The organism is Pseudonocardia broussonetiae (genome assembly GCF_013155125.1).
Taxonomy (GTDB): Bacteria; Actinomycetota; Actinomycetes; order Mycobacteriales; family Pseudonocardiaceae; genus Pseudonocardia; species Pseudonocardia broussonetiae.
In genome coordinates, this window is record NZ_CP053564.1 from 4,408,954 (window position 1) to 4,421,724 (window position 12,771).

At 75.6% G+C, this 12,771-nt stretch carries 14 protein-coding genes; 10 read left to right on the forward strand and 4 right to left on the reverse strand.

All coding sequences use genetic code 11. The features are described from left to right. Positions 1 to 2 precede the first annotated feature (2 nt). Both HOP40_RS21595 and HOP40_RS21600 read left to right on the forward strand, forming a co-directional pair. Entirely contained in the window at positions 3 to 2,003 is a 2,001-nt protein-coding gene (locus HOP40_RS21595) for a hydantoinase B/oxoprolinase family protein (protein WP_172161398.1), read from the forward strand. Next, complete coding sequence (locus tag HOP40_RS21600) at positions 2,000 to 2,314, forward strand: hypothetical protein (RefSeq protein WP_172161400.1); 315 nt, start codon at positions 2,000 to 2,002, stop codon at positions 2,312 to 2,314. The genes HOP40_RS21595 and HOP40_RS21600 overlap by 4 nt, the downstream gene beginning before the upstream one ends. Positions 2,315 to 2,722: 408 nt before the next feature. On the opposite strand, the gene HOP40_RS21605 is transcribed toward HOP40_RS21600, so the two are convergent. Then, positions 2,723 to 3,553, reverse strand: coding sequence for a helix-turn-helix transcriptional regulator (locus HOP40_RS21605; RefSeq protein ID WP_172161402.1), 831 nt, complete (start codon positions 3,551 to 3,553; stop codon positions 2,723 to 2,725). Between the two features lie 101 nt (positions 3,554 to 3,654). On the opposite strand from HOP40_RS21605, the gene HOP40_RS21610 reads away from it, so the two are divergent. After that, entirely contained in the window at positions 3,655 to 4,425 is a 771-nt protein-coding gene (locus HOP40_RS21610; RefSeq protein ID WP_172161404.1) for an SDR family oxidoreductase, read from the forward strand. Between the two features lie 445 nt (positions 4,426 to 4,870). Here HOP40_RS21610 and HOP40_RS21615 read toward each other — a convergent pair whose 3' ends face one another. The 3 genes from HOP40_RS21615 to HOP40_RS21625 all read right to left on the reverse strand — a co-directional run bounded on the left by HOP40_RS21615 (position 4,871) and on the right by HOP40_RS21625 (position 7,531). After that, entirely contained in the window at positions 4,871 to 5,764 is an 894-nt protein-coding gene (locus tag HOP40_RS21615; RefSeq protein WP_172168787.1) for a LysR family transcriptional regulator, read from the reverse strand. Positions 5,765 to 5,828: 64 nt separating this feature from the next. Beyond that, positions 5,829 to 6,647, reverse strand: coding sequence for an HpcH/HpaI aldolase/citrate lyase family protein (locus HOP40_RS21620; RefSeq protein WP_240157194.1), 819 nt, complete (start codon positions 6,645 to 6,647; stop codon positions 5,829 to 5,831). After that, positions 6,644 to 7,531, reverse strand: a complete 888-nt coding sequence (locus tag HOP40_RS21625) for an HTD2 family dehydratase (RefSeq protein WP_172161408.1) — start codon at positions 7,529 to 7,531, stop codon at positions 6,644 to 6,646. Before HOP40_RS21625 ends, HOP40_RS21620 begins: the two co-directional genes overlap by 4 nt. A 167-nt stretch (positions 7,532 to 7,698) precedes the next feature. Here HOP40_RS21625 and HOP40_RS21630 point away from each other — a divergent pair, with 167 nt between their 5' ends. The 7 genes from HOP40_RS21630 to HOP40_RS21660 are packed head-to-tail and all read left to right on the forward strand — an operon-like array spanning position 7,699 to position 12,755. Continuing rightward, the gene (locus tag HOP40_RS21630) at positions 7,699 to 8,538 is read left to right on the forward strand and encodes an N-acyl homoserine lactonase family protein (protein ID WP_172161410.1); all 840 of its coding nucleotides are present in this window, start codon (positions 7,699 to 7,701) and stop codon (positions 8,536 to 8,538) included. After that, complete coding sequence (locus tag HOP40_RS21635) at positions 8,535 to 9,389, forward strand: SDR family NAD(P)-dependent oxidoreductase (RefSeq protein ID WP_172161412.1); 855 nt, start codon at positions 8,535 to 8,537, stop codon at positions 9,387 to 9,389. The genes HOP40_RS21630 and HOP40_RS21635 overlap by 4 nt, the downstream gene beginning before the upstream one ends. Then, positions 9,386 to 10,303, forward strand: a complete 918-nt coding sequence (locus HOP40_RS21640; RefSeq protein ID WP_172161414.1) for an NAD(P)-dependent oxidoreductase — start codon at positions 9,386 to 9,388, stop codon at positions 10,301 to 10,303. Before HOP40_RS21635 ends, HOP40_RS21640 begins: the two co-directional genes overlap by 4 nt. Then, entirely contained in the window at positions 10,300 to 10,728 is a 429-nt protein-coding gene (locus HOP40_RS21645) for a cupin domain-containing protein (protein ID WP_172161416.1), read from the forward strand. The genes HOP40_RS21640 and HOP40_RS21645 overlap by 4 nt, the downstream gene beginning before the upstream one ends. Continuing rightward, on the forward strand, positions 10,725 to 11,156 hold the full coding sequence (locus tag HOP40_RS21650; RefSeq protein WP_172161418.1) for a carboxymuconolactone decarboxylase family protein: 432 nt from the start codon (positions 10,725 to 10,727) through the stop codon (positions 11,154 to 11,156). Before HOP40_RS21645 ends, HOP40_RS21650 begins: the two co-directional genes overlap by 4 nt. Beyond that, entirely contained in the window at positions 11,149 to 12,045 is an 897-nt protein-coding gene (locus HOP40_RS21655; RefSeq protein ID WP_172161420.1) for an NAD(P)-dependent oxidoreductase, read from the forward strand. The genes HOP40_RS21650 and HOP40_RS21655 overlap by 8 nt, the downstream gene beginning before the upstream one ends. 2 nt (positions 12,046 to 12,047) lie before the next feature. Continuing rightward, the gene (locus tag HOP40_RS21660) at positions 12,048 to 12,755 is read left to right on the forward strand and encodes a GntR family transcriptional regulator (RefSeq protein WP_240157195.1); all 708 of its coding nucleotides are present in this window, start codon (positions 12,048 to 12,050) and stop codon (positions 12,753 to 12,755) included. Positions 12,756 to 12,771 lie beyond the last annotated feature (16 nt).

Consider the following 12,771-nt stretch of genomic DNA (forward strand, 5'->3'; position numbering starts at 1 on the left):
TCATGCCCGTCACCCCCGTCCCCGGGTCGGAGAAGTTCGCCTACCGGCCCACCCCCGCCCCGCGGCTGCGCGAGATCGCCGGGGAGCACATCCGGCTGCACGACGTCACCGCCGAGGAGGTCGCGTCCGTCGACCCGCTCACCTACGAGGTCGTGCGGCACCGGCTGGAGTCGATCACCTACGAGATGGGTGAGGCGATCAAGCGGATGTCCGGGTCGGTGATCGTCACCGACTGCAACGACTTCAACTTCGCGATCATGGACGAGATCGGCGACGAGGTCGAGATCGGCCTCTACAACACCGCCCTCTGCGCCGCCATCGACATGGCCGTGAAGTGGACCCTCGAGCACCGCGGGGCCAACCCGGGCATCCGGCCCGGCGACATGTTCCTGTGCAACGACCCGTGGGTCGGCGGTGGCCTGCACCAGAACGACACCGCGCTGTTCGCGCCCCTGTTCGTCGGCGACGAGCTCTTCGCCTGGACCGGCGCCGTCGCCCACCAGATCGACCTCGGCGGCGTCTCGCCGGGCAGCTGGTCGGTGCGGTCCACCGACGTGTTCTGGGAGTCCCTGCCCACGCCGCCGGTCAAGATCGTCGAGGGCGGCGTGCTGCGCAGCGACATCGAGGACGTCTGGCTCCGGCGCAGCCGGGTGCCCGCGCTGGTGGGCCTGGACCTGCGGGCCAAGATCGGCGCGAACCACATGGCGCAGGAGCGGCTCACCGAGCTGGTCGACCGCTACGGGGCCGGCACCGTCAAGGCGGTCATGCGCCGCATCCTCGACAGCGCCGAGCAGCGCGTGCGCGCCAAGCTCGCCGGCATCGCCGACGGCGAGTGGTCGGCCGTCGCGTACCAGGACTCCGCCCGCGAGGGCGACGACGCGCTGTACCGGATCGTCTGCACGCTGCGCAAGCAGGGCGAGGGGCTGCACTTCGACTTCACCGGCACCGACCCGCAGGCCGACGGGCTGATCAACTGCACGCACGCCGGGGTGCGGGGCGGGATCACGCCCGCCGTCCTCACCGCGCTGTGCGGCGACGTCCCGTGGGCGCCTGCGGGGGTGTTCCGGTGCATCGAGATCACCAGCGAGCCCGGCACCATCAACGACTGCACCTTCCCCGCGGGGGTCAGCAAGGGTTCCGTCGCGTCGGCGTGGGCGACCCTCAACGTCGTCACCGAGTGCCTGGGCGCGATGCTCGACACCCACGAGGAGAGCCGTCCGAACGTCACCGGGGTGTGCCTCGGGTCGTGGGACCTCGCCCTGCTCGCGGGGCTGGACCAGCGCGGCGCGCCGTTCGTCAGCATGGTCGGCGACGCCATGGCCGGGGGCTTCGGCGCCCGCTCGGACCAGGACGGCGTCGACACCGGCGGCATGGCGGGGGCGCCGATGGGCCGCATCCCCGACGTCGAGATGACCGAGTTCAGCTACCCGATGCTCTACCTGTGGCGCCGGGAGGAGCCCGACTCCGGCGGTCCCGGCCGCTTCCGCGGCGGCGTGGGCGGCTCGTCGTGCTTCGTCATGCACCGCAGCGCGGCGCCCGCCCTGCACCTGGTGGTCTCCGGTGGCGGCAAGGCGATCCCGCAGTCGTCGGGGATCTCCGGCGGGTACCCCGCGAACACCCAGCTGGACATGGCGATCCGGGACGCCGACGTCCGCGCCCAGCTCGCGGCGGGCCGGATCGCGACGACGCTCGAGGAGATCACCGGCCGGCGCGAGGTGATGCCCCCGCACCTGGAGACGGTGCTGGGGGAGCGCGACGTCTACTACATGGCCTGGCAGGGCGGCGGCGGGTACGGCGACCCCCTGCACCGCGACCCGGCGCTGGTCGAGGCGGACCTGCGCGCGGGCAAGGTCACCGCCACCGCGGCCGCCGACGTCTACGGGGTGGTCACCCGGCCCGACGACGGCGCGGTCGACGACGACGGCACCGACCGCAGGCGCCGCGACCTCCGCTCCGGCCGGCTCGCGGCGGCCACCCCCCGGCCCGAGGAGAGCGCACGATGAGCATGCTCGACGACAACGTCCGCTGCGGCGACGACGGGCAGCTCACCTGCGCCCGCTGCGCGGCCGTGCTCGCCGCCGCGGGGGAGCGGCACCTGCACCGCGCGCTGCTGCGGACCGGGGAGGTGTCGCTGGCGGGGCCCCACGTCCGGGCCGCCGACCCGCCGGTGGTGAACGAGCGGGTCGAGTTCCGGCAGCTGCTCTGCCCCTCCTGCGGCACGGCGCTGCTGACCGAGGTCGTCGCCGCCGCTGACCGGGACACCCGGACCGCGACGGTGCCCGGGAGGGGGGCCCCGGTGCGGCGCGGGTCCTGATCAGGCGCCTGCCCCGGAGGAGCTCGCCGTGGTGGCCCGGTTCCGGTGATCACCGCCCCCGGCCCGCGGGCCGTGGACCCGGCGGGGCGGTCGCGGCCGGGACCGCCCCGCCCGCACGACCCGGCCTTGATCGCCGGGAGTGTGCCGCGAGGATCGTCGGAGGGGCTGTGGTGGTGCGGTTCCGGCGATCAAGGCCGCCGTGATCGTCGCCCGCCGCACTTCACGGCTGTGACGCCGACCGTGAGGTGCGGCCGACGGCGATCAAGGCCGCTCGGCGGCACGCCGGAGTGATCGCCGGGAGTGTGACGTGGGGGTCGCGCGAGGGACCGTGATGGTGCGGGCCCGGTGATCACCGGCGGCGACCACCGGTAGCGCGGCGCCGGCCACGCACCCCCCGCGGCACCTGGGTCAGGCGTCGAGGTGGGGCTGCGCGCTCAGTGAGCCCAGCAGGGCCAGCGCCTCGCTGCTCGGGGAGCCGGGCTCGGCGTGGTAGACGACGAGCTCCTGGCCCGGGCTCGACCGGACGTCGAAGGTCTGCATGGTCAGGGTCAGCGGCCCGACCTCGGCGTGGCGGAAGCGCTTGCGCTCGACGGACTTGCCGCGGGCGTCGTGGGCGGTCCACAGCCGCGCGAACTCCGGACTGTCGGCGAACATCTCCGCCAGCACGTGGCGGGTCCGCGGGTCGTCGGGGGCCTCGCCGTGGGCGAGCCGGAACCCGGCGACCGAGTTCCGCGCGACCTCGTGCCAGTCCTGGTAGAAGGTGCGGGCGGCCGGGTCGGTGAAGACGACGTGCATGAGGTTGCGCGAGTGCGACCAGGAGTGGAAGAGCGCGTCGGCGATGGCGTTCGACGCGAGCACGTCGTACGCCCGGTTGTAGACGACGGCCGGGTTGCTCGGCCAGGCGTCCATGAGCTGCAGCAGGCTCGGGTCGACGTGCTCGCTGACGGCGGCGGTCCGCGCCCGCGGGCTCTGCCCGGCCAGGCGGAACAGGTGGCTGCGGCCGTCGTCGTCGAGCCGCAGCGCGACGGCGAGCGCGTCGACCACCTGCGCCGACGGGAACCGCTCCCGGCCCTGCTCCAGGCGCGCGTAGTAGTCGACGCTGACGCCGGCCAGCAGGGCCACCTCCTCGCGGCGCAGGCCCGCCACCCTGCGGTGGCCCGCGCTCGGCAGGTTGACGTCCTGCGGCCCCACCTGTGCGCGGCGGGCGCTCAGGTAGGCGCCGAGCTCGGACGGGGGCACGGGTCCAGGTTAGGCGGCACGGGAGCCGTCAGGGTGGGTGCAGCGCTCCCCGGAAGACCGCGACCTGCCACGTCCCCGCCGCCGCGACGAGCATCGCGGTCATGCATCCGAACCAGAAGAGCGAGAGCGACCCGGCCGACCGGAAGGTCGTGCTCGTGACCGGCGCCAGCAGCGGGATCGGCGAGGGGATCGCCACCCGGCTGGTCGAGGAGGGCCACCACGTGGTCGCCGGGGCGCGGCGCACCGGTCACCTGCGGGCGCTGGCCGACCGCACGGCCGCGGCCGCGGAGCGGTCGGGCGGCAGCCTGCACCCCGTCGAGGTCGACGTCACCGACCGGGCGGGCGTCGCGGCGTTCGTGGGCGAGGCCCGCCGCCGGGCGGGGAGGGTCGACGTCTTCGTCAACAACGCCGGGGTCATGCCGCTGTCGCGGCTGGACTCCCTGCTGGTCGACGAGTGGGACCGGATGATCGACGTGAACGTCCGGGGCCTGCTGCACGGGATCGCGGCGACCCTCCCGGTCTTCGCGGACCAGGGGTCCGGTCACTTCGTCACGATCGCGAGCATCGGCGCCCACCAGGTCGTGCCGACGTCCGCGGTGTACTCGGCCTCCAAGTACGCGGCGTGGGCGATCACGGAGGGCCTGCGCCAGGAGTCCGACCCGTCGATCCGGGTCACCACGATCAGCCCGGGCGTCGTCGCCTCCGAGCTCGCCGACACCATCACCGACCCCGGCGCGGCCGAGGCGATGCGCACCTACCGCGCGAACGCGATCGAGCCGGACGCGATCGCCCGGGCCGTCAGCTTCGCGATCGACCAGCCGGCGGGCGTCGACGTCAACGAGATCATCGTCCGGCCGGCCCGGCAGCGCTGAACCCGAGGGTCGGGTCCGGCGGCGTGCACGGCGAGTGCGTTCCGCGGAACGCGCAGCGGGCGGTGATCCGCCGAACCGCGCACGTGCTGGTCCTCCGCGCACGGCGGGACGTGCGCGGAGCGCCGCGAGGTGCGCAACTCGTCTATGCGTTCCGCGGAACGCGAGTGGAATCGGGAGGTGCGTTCCGCGGAACGCGGGTCGGCGCTGCCGCGCGCGTTTCCGGCTCCCGCGCGCCCCCGGCGGTGCGCGGGAGCCCACCAGGTGCGCGGGAGGCAACTACGTGCGCGGGAGCCTGCTGCGCGCCACCGGGACTCGACGTCGTCGGCGTGGTGGGCCGGCGGCGACCGAGGCGTCATCGGTGACTACCAGGGCCACCCGCCTGGACGGCCGGCTCCACGGACGGTCGGGGGTAGGGGCACCAGGTCGGGCCCAGCGGGAACGGTCTCTACCCGTCCGCCCGCGTGTCGAGGGGGAACCGGGCCGCGACGAACGCCGCGAAGCGGGCGACGACGGGCGGTCGCGGGCGGGTGCGCAGCCAGGCCAGCCCGATCGTGCGGTGCGCCGCCTCGTCGGTCAGCGGCAGGTAGGTGACGCCCGGCTCGGCGCGGTGCGGCCGGGGTGCCGGGACGACGGCCACGCCCAGCCCGGCGGCGACGAGGCCCTCCAGGGTGGCGATCTCGGTGCTCTCGAAGGCGATCCGCGGCGTGATGCCGGCCCGGGCGCAGAGGTCGTCGGTGAGCCGGCGCAGGCCGATGGGCTCGCGCAGGGTGACGAACGGTTCGTCGCGCGCGTCGGCCAGGTCGACGGCCCCGCGCACGGCGAGCGGGTGTTCGGCGGGCACGGCGAGGCGGAGCTGCTCGCGGCGCAGCGGCGTCCAGGCCATCGCGTCGTCGTCCGGGCGGGGAGCGGTGAGGCCGATGTCGACGCGCCCGGACCGCAGGTGGTCGAGGATCTCGTGACCCGCCGCCTGGGTGAGGTCGACGGTGACGCCGGGCGCGTGGGCGCGGAACCCGCGCAGGATCTCCGGGGTCAGCGACGCGGCGATCGAGTGCAGGAACGCGAGCCGGACCGTGCCGTGCTCCGGGTCGCGCAGGGTCGTGATGCGCTCGCGCGCCGCGGCCAGCTCGGCGAGGCTGCGGCGGGCGTGCTCCAGCAGGATCTCGCCGCTGGGGTTGAGCGTCATCCGGCGGTGCCCGCGGTCGAACAGCGGCGCGCCGACCTGGCGCTCGAGCCGGCCCAGCGCGCGGGACAGCGTGGGCTGGGCGATCGAGAGCCGCTCGGCGGCGCGGGTCATGTGCCCGGTCTCGGCGAGCGCCACGAACCACTCCAGCTCGTCCATCGTCGGCACGGGCGCCATCATGCGTGGGGAGCATCGGCCCGTCCAACCCGGCGACGGTCGTGCATCATCCGCCGGCGCGGCGCAGGACCTCCCGGGCGTGGGCGAGCACAGGCGCGTCGACCATGCGGCCGCGGAACCGGAACACCCCGGGCCGTCCGACGGCGGCCGCGAGCACCTCGTGGGCCCGCGCGACCTCGTCGTCGCCGGGCCGGAAGGCGGCGCGCACGACGTCGACCTGCCGGGGGTGGATGCAGGCCTTGGCCGCGTAGCCGGCCGCGGCGGCGTCCGCGCTGTCGGCGGCGAGCAGGTCGAGGTCGTCGATGTCGACCAGCACCGTGTCGACGGGCGTGACGCCGGCCGCGCGGGCGGCGTAGAGGATGCGGGTGCGGGCCTCGGCGAGCGCGGGCCGGTAGGAGCCGTCGACGGCGCGGCCGGACCGCCCGCCGAGGTCGGCGAGCAGGTCCTCGCTGCCCCACATGAGCCCGACGCAGGTCGACGCCGAGGCGATCCGCGGCGCCTCCAGCACGCCGCGGGCGGTCTCGCACAGCGCGAGGACCGGGTGCGGGGCCAGCGCCTCGACGTCCTCGGGGCGCTGCGCCATCGGCAGCATCACCGCCACGTCGGGGAACGCGGCCAGCGCGGCGACGTCGGCGGTGTGCCACGGGGTGCCGGCGGCGTTGACGCGGACGACGACGGCGGCGGGATCGAGATCGGCGTGGTCGAGTCCGGCGAGGCCGCGCACCACGGCGTCGCGGGCCGCGTCCTTGGCGTCCGGGGCGACGGCATCCTCCAGGTCCAGGACCACCGCGTCCGCCGCCGCAGCGGCCTTGGCGTAGCGGTCGGGCCGGTCCCCGGGGCAGAACAGCAGCGCCGGACCCCTCACCACCGCGTCCCCTCGAGGCGCACGGTGGCGGTCAGCGAGGGCGCGGCGCCCTGTGCGGCCACCGCGATCTCGGCGCCGTCGCCGGCCGGCGACCCGGCCGCGACGACCGTGGCCGGGCTGAACGCGGGCCGGACCAGGCGGTAGGAGAACTCCGCGACGCGGGAGCCGGGGGAGTGCACGCGGGGCAGCTCCAGGGCGAGCAGAGCGAGCAGCGGCCCGTGGATCACCAGGTCGGGGTAGCCCTCGACGCCCGTGGCGTAGGGGGTGTCGTAGTGGATGCGGTGGCCGTTGTAGGTCAGCGCGCTGAAGCGGGAGAGCAGCACCGGCCCGGTGGGCAGGGTGCGGCGCCAGTCGCCGGCGGGCTCGGGCTCGCCGCCGGCGGGGCGGGGCGTCGTGCGGCGCGGGGCGCCGTCGGGCTCGGAGCGGTAGACGACGTCCTGCTCCTCGACGGCGGCGGGCGCGCCGTCGGCCGACAGCTCGTGGCGCACGGTCACGAACGCCATCTCCCCGGTGCGGCCGGTCTTCGTGGTGACGGCGGTGACCGAGGACCGGGCGTGCAGCACCGACCCGTGCGCGATCTCCCCGGCGAGGTGCAGGCGCCCGCCGGCGAACATCCGGCGCCGTCCGGGGACCGGCGGCAGGAACGGCCCGTGCGCGGGGTGCCCGTCCTCGCCGATCTCGGCGGTGGCGGGGTGGTCGAGGAGGGTGAACCAGTGCCACATCGGCGGCAGGGGCGTGCCCTCGTCGAGCGCGGGCGGGGCGGCGTCGATCAGGGCGGCGAACGCGGCGGAGGACCAGGGGTCCACGCGGCGCGCGGTCTCGACCACGGGCGGCGACCAGTGGGCGAGGTGGTCGGCCAGGGCGCCGGTGGTCGTGTCGGGCACGGGTTCCTCCTCGGTAGGAGGTCCAGCATCGGGCGCCCGGCACCGATCCGTGAAATGACGATCGGCGAACGGAGCGATGCACGGCACGCATGGCCTTTCGTGGAGCCTTGCCGGTCGCCGGATTGTCTGACAACCTGACGGTCAGACGATGACCGGAGGGTGCGACGATGCACGAGGCAGTCCAGGTGCGCGGCGGGTACGAGGTCCTCGCCGTCCGCTACGGGACGCGGACCGCGACCAAGGCCGAGACCTACCTCAACCACCACGTCTACGGCGAGCCGGACGAGTCGTTCGCGATGGACTACTTCTTCTGGCTGGTCCGCGGGCCCGGGCGCACGGTGCTGGTCGACTGCGGCTTCGGCGCGGAGGCGGGCCGCCGCCGCGGGCGCACGACGCTCGTCGACCCCGTGGCCGCGCTGTCGGCGCTGGGGGTCGAGCCGGACGCCGTCGACCAGGTCGTGGTCACCCACGCCCACTACGACCACATCGGCAACCTGCACCGCTTCCCCCGCGCCGAGGTCGTCCTCGCCCGCCGCGAGTACGAGTTCTGGACCGGGCCCTACGCGCACCGGATCCAGTTCGCCCACTCCACCGAGGCGGACGAGCTGGCGCACCTGGCGGCGCTGCGCGCGCAGGGCCGGCTCCGGCTGGTCGAGGACGCGCTCGACCTCGCACCCGGGATCGAGCTGGTCGTCGTCGGCGGCCACACACCCGGCCAGCTGGTGGTGCAGGTGGCGGCCGGGCCGTCGACGGTGGTGCTCGCCGCCGACGCCCTGCACTTCTACGAGGAGCTGGAGCGCGACCGGCCGTTCTTCGTGGTCTCGGACCTGGTCGAGATGTACCGCGGCTTCGACCTGCTGCGCGAGATGACCGAGGACGCCGGCCGGCTCCTGGTGGCCGGTCACGACGCCGAGGTCGGCACGCGGTTCCGCGCCCGGCTGCCCGGGCTGCCCGCCGACCTGGCCGACCTGGTCGTCGACCTGTCCGGCCGCGGGGAGGCGTCGTGAGCCTGGCCGGGAAGGTCTGCCTGATCACCGGCGCGGCCGGGGGGCTCGGCTCGGCGACCGCGCGACGGCTCGCCGCCGACGGGGTCCGGCTCGTCCTCACCGACGTCGACGGCGGGCGCCTGGCGGCGCTGGCGGAGGACCTGCCGGTCGAGACGGTCGTGCACGCGGGCGACGTGTCCGTGGAGGCGGACGTCGACGCGGCGGTGGCCGCGGGCGTCGCCGCCTTCGGGCGCATCGACCTGCACCACCTCAACGCCGGCGTGCCCGGCCCGCTGGTCCGGCTGCCGGAGCTGTCCGTCGCCGACTGGGACCGGGTGCTGGGCATCAACCTGCGCGGCGCGTTCCTCGGGGTGCGCGCGGCGTTCCGGCAGTACGAGGTGCAGCGCAGCGGCGGTGCGATCGTGCTGACCGCCTCGATCGCGTCCCTGCGCGCCAGCGACGACCTGCTCGCCTACCACGCCTCGAAGCACGGCGTGCTGGGCCTGCTCAAGGGCGCCGCGCTCTACGGCGGACCGATCGGGGTGCGGGTCAACGCGGTGGCGCCCGGCATCGTCCCGACGGCGCTGTTCGCCGGGGCGGGGGACGGCCCGGGCGGTGGCGACGACATGGCGCGCCGCGCCGCCACCACCCCGCTGCGCCGGCCCGGTACGGGCGACGAGATCGCCTCCGTCGTCGCCTTCCTGCTGGGCGAGGGCGCGGCCTACATGACCGGGGAGACGGTCTCGGTGGACGGCGGCGCGGCCGCGGTCAGCACCGTGCGGCCCTCCGGAGGGGCCGGGGCGTGGGACCCGCGCCCCGGCGACGTGCGGATGCACCCGGAGCTCGAGCACACGAGGGAGAGCACGGCATGACCGGACAGGAGCAGGAACGGCGCACCGTCGGGTTCGTCGGCCTGGGCAACATGGGCGGGCGGATGGCGCGCCGGCTGGTCGACGCCGGGATCGAGGTGGTCGGGTTCGACCCCCGGCCGGGCGCCGCGGAGTCGGTCGGGGCGACGCCGGCCGCCGACCCGGCCGAGGTGGCGCGGCGGGCCCGCGTCCTGCTGCTGTCGCTGCCCGACAGCCACGTGGTCGAGCCGGTCGTCCGCGGCGCGGACGGGCTGCTGGCCGGCGCGGACGCGGGCGCGACGATCGTCGACCTGTCCACGGCCGCGCCCTCGTCGACCACGGTGCTGCACGCCGAGGCCGCGGAGAGGGGCGTCGAGTACCTCGACGCCGGCATCTCCGGCGGCGCGGCGGCGGCCGAGAAGGGCACGCTGACGATCATGGTCGGCGGCAGCGCCGAGGCGCTGGCCGGGATCGGCTGGGTGCTGGCGCCGATCGCCGCGCACGTCCACCACATGGGCGCCTCCGGCGCCGGGCACACCGCCAAGCTGCTCAACAACTTCCTCAACGCGGTGAGCCTGGCCGCCACGGCCGAGGTGATGGTCGCCGGGCGCCGGGCGGGGCTGGACCTCGTGCAGCTGCTCGAGGTCCTCAACACCAGCAGCGGCGTCAACTTCGCGACGCAGAACCGGTTCCCGCACATCGTCCGGGGCGACTACCTCGAGGGCGGGCTGACGGGCCGGCTGATGACGAAGGACGTCGGCCTCTACGTCGACCTCGTCGGCCGGCTCGGCGTGCCCAGCCTCAACGCCGCCGGACCGCTCGCGAGCTTCGGGCTCGCCGAGAACCTCGGCTACGGCGACCAGATCAGCAACCGGGTCGTCGACGCCATCGGCGACGTCGCCGGCGGTGTCCGCGTGCACGACCAGACGGAGGGATGAGCGCTGTGCAGATCGTCCGGGGACGGGCCCCCGACACCACCCCGACCCAGTCCCGCACCGAGACCTTCACGGGGACGGTGTGGGGCGATCCCGTGCTGCCCACGACGGTCGAGGGCAACACGATCAACTCCGTGACCTTCACCCCGGGGGCGCGGACCTACTGGCACCACCACACCCACGGCCAGATCCTCGTGGTGACGGCGGGCCGCGGCTGGGTGTGCGCCCACGGCGGCACCCCGCAGACCCTCCGCGCCGGCGACGTCGTGTGGACGCCGCCGGGGGAGCGGCACTGGCACGGCGGCACCGCCGACACGGTGATGACCCACCTCGCCGTCTCGCTCGGGCCCACGGTGTGGCTCGACGAGGTGGACGAGGACGAGTACCGCGCGGCGCTGTCCGCCGCGGTGGAGGAGACCGACCGATGAGCGAAGGGAACGGTGCGGTGCAGACCGACGGCGACCGGACGGACGAGCGGTACGAGCGCGGCCTGGCGATCCGCAAGCAGGTGCTGGGGGAGGCCCACGTCGAGCGCTCGCTCGCGGCGGTGAGCGAGTTCTCTCGGCCGGTGCAGGAGTTCGTGACCGGGGCGTGCTGGGGCGACATCTGGGGGCGCCCCGGGCTCGACCGGCGCACCCGCAGCCTGCTCAACCTCGTGATGCTCACGGCGCTGGGCCGCAACCACGAGCTCGGCGTGCACGTGAAGGGCGCGATCACCAACGGCTGCACCGAGCAGGAGATCCAGGAGGCGCTGCTGCAGGCGGGCATCTACTGCGGCGTGCCGGCCGCCCTGGAGTCGTTCCGCGTGGCCGAGCGCGTCCTCGGCGAGCTCGCGGCGGAGGGCGGCGGTGGCTGAGCCGGTCACGGCCGGGCCGCCCCCCGCCGTCGGCTTCGTCGGGCTCGGGCGGATGGGCGAGCCGATGGTGCGCCGGCTCGCGGACGCCGGCGTCGCGGTCCGCGGGCACGACAGCGCGCCGCGGGCCGGGCTCGCGGACGTCGTGACGCTGGTGGACGAGGCGCGGCAGATCGCCGAGGGCGTCGCCGTCGTGGTGCTCATGCTGCCCGACTCCGACGCCGTCGACGCCGTGGTGCGCGGCGGGGGCCTGCTCGACGCCCTCGCCCCCGGCACCGTGCTGGTCGACATGGGCTCCTCCGAACCCCTGCGCACCCGGGCCCTGGCCGACGAGGTGGCCGCCCGCAGTGCCGTGCTGGTCGACGCGCCCGTGTCCGGCGGCGTCTCCGGCGCCACGGCGGGCACGTTGACGATCATGGTGGGCGGGCCGGACGACGAGGTCGCGGCGCTCACGCCGCTGCTCGCCCTGCTCGGCCGGGTCCGCCACGTGGGGCCGGTCGGCGCGGGGCACGCGCTCAAGGCGCTCAACAACCTGATGTCGGCCGCGCACCTGCTGGCGAGCTCGGAGGCCCTGCTGGCCGGCGAGCGGTTCGGCCTGGACCCGGCCGTGATGCTCGACGCGGTGAACGGCTCCAGCGGGCGCAGCGGCTCCACCGAGGACAAGTGGCCGAAGTTCGTGCTCCCGGGCACCTACGACTCGGGGTTCGCGCTGGGCCTGATGCTCAAGGACATCCGGATCGGGCTCGGCCTCGCCGAGGCCACCGGGGCGCCGCACGCGCACGCCGCGCGGACCGTCGAGGTGTGGGCGCAGGCCGCGGCCGGGCTGGGTCCCGGTGCGGACCACACGGAGATCGTGCGATGGTTGCGGCGCAGGGACCCGGGGGGAGGATGAGCGTGGCGAGCAGCCCGTCGTCGTCCGCGCCCGGGCCGACGTGGACGGCCGACCAGGTCGGGCGGGTGGCCGCGCCGCTGCGCGAGCAGGTCGTCGACCTGGTCCGCGACGCGATCCTCGGGTTCCGCCTGCAGCCCGGCCAGCGCCTCGTCGAGCGGGAGCTGGTGGAGCAGCTGGGCGTCTCCCGGGCCACGGTGCGCGAGGTCCTGCGCCAGCTCGCCGCGGAGGGCCTCGTGACCGTCGTGCCCCAGCGGGGGGCGATCGTCACCGCGCTGTCCCCGGACGACGCCGCCGACCTCTACGAGATGCGCGCCCCGCTCGAGGCGCTCGCCGTGCAGCGCTTCGTGCAGCGGGCCGCCCCCGAGCACGTGGCCGACCTGCGCGCGGCGGTCACCGAGATCGAGCGCACGGCGGAGGCGGCCGACCCGCAGGCCCAGCTCCGGGCCAAGGACCGCTTCTACGAGGTGCTCTTCCGCGGGTCCGGCAGCGAGCCGCTGCAGCAGACCGTCGCCGGGCTGCAGGCGAGGGTCCGCCTGCTGCGGGCGACCTCGCTGTCCGAGCCCGGCCGTCCGCGGGAGGCCGCCGCGGAGCTGCGGGCCGTCGTCGACGCCGTCGAGGCCGGCGACGCCGCGCGCGCGGCGGCCGCCTGCGTGCAGCACATCCAGAACGCGGCCCGCACGGCGCTCGCGCGCCTGCGCACCGACAGCTGACCCGTCCCTCCCCGCC

What these genes read in the sequence shown, in the direction of transcription:
- HOP40_RS21640 (WP_172161414.1), top strand. Translation starts at nt 9,386, where the DNA reads ATGACCGGACAGGAGCAGGAACGGCGCACCGTCGGGTTCGTCGGCCTG.
- HOP40_RS21595 (WP_172161398.1), top strand. Translation starts at nt 3, where the DNA reads ATGCCCGTCACCCCCGTCCCCGGGTCGGAGAAGTTCGCCTACCGGCCC.
- HOP40_RS21650 (WP_172161418.1), top strand. Translation starts at nt 10,725, where the DNA reads ATGAGCGAAGGGAACGGTGCGGTGCAGACCGACGGCGACCGGACGGAC.
- HOP40_RS21615 (WP_172168787.1), bottom strand. Translation starts at nt 5,764, where the DNA reads ATGGACGAGCTGGAGTGGTTCGTGGCGCTCGCCGAGACCGGGCACATG.
- HOP40_RS21600 (WP_172161400.1), top strand. Translation starts at nt 2,000, where the DNA reads ATGAGCATGCTCGACGACAACGTCCGCTGCGGCGACGACGGGCAGCTC.
- HOP40_RS21630 (WP_172161410.1), top strand. Translation starts at nt 7,699, where the DNA reads ATGCACGAGGCAGTCCAGGTGCGCGGCGGGTACGAGGTCCTCGCCGTC.
- HOP40_RS21645 (WP_172161416.1), top strand. Translation starts at nt 10,300, where the DNA reads ATGAGCGCTGTGCAGATCGTCCGGGGACGGGCCCCCGACACCACCCCG.
- HOP40_RS21610 (WP_172161404.1), top strand. Translation starts at nt 3,655, where the DNA reads ATGCATCCGAACCAGAAGAGCGAGAGCGACCCGGCCGACCGGAAGGTC.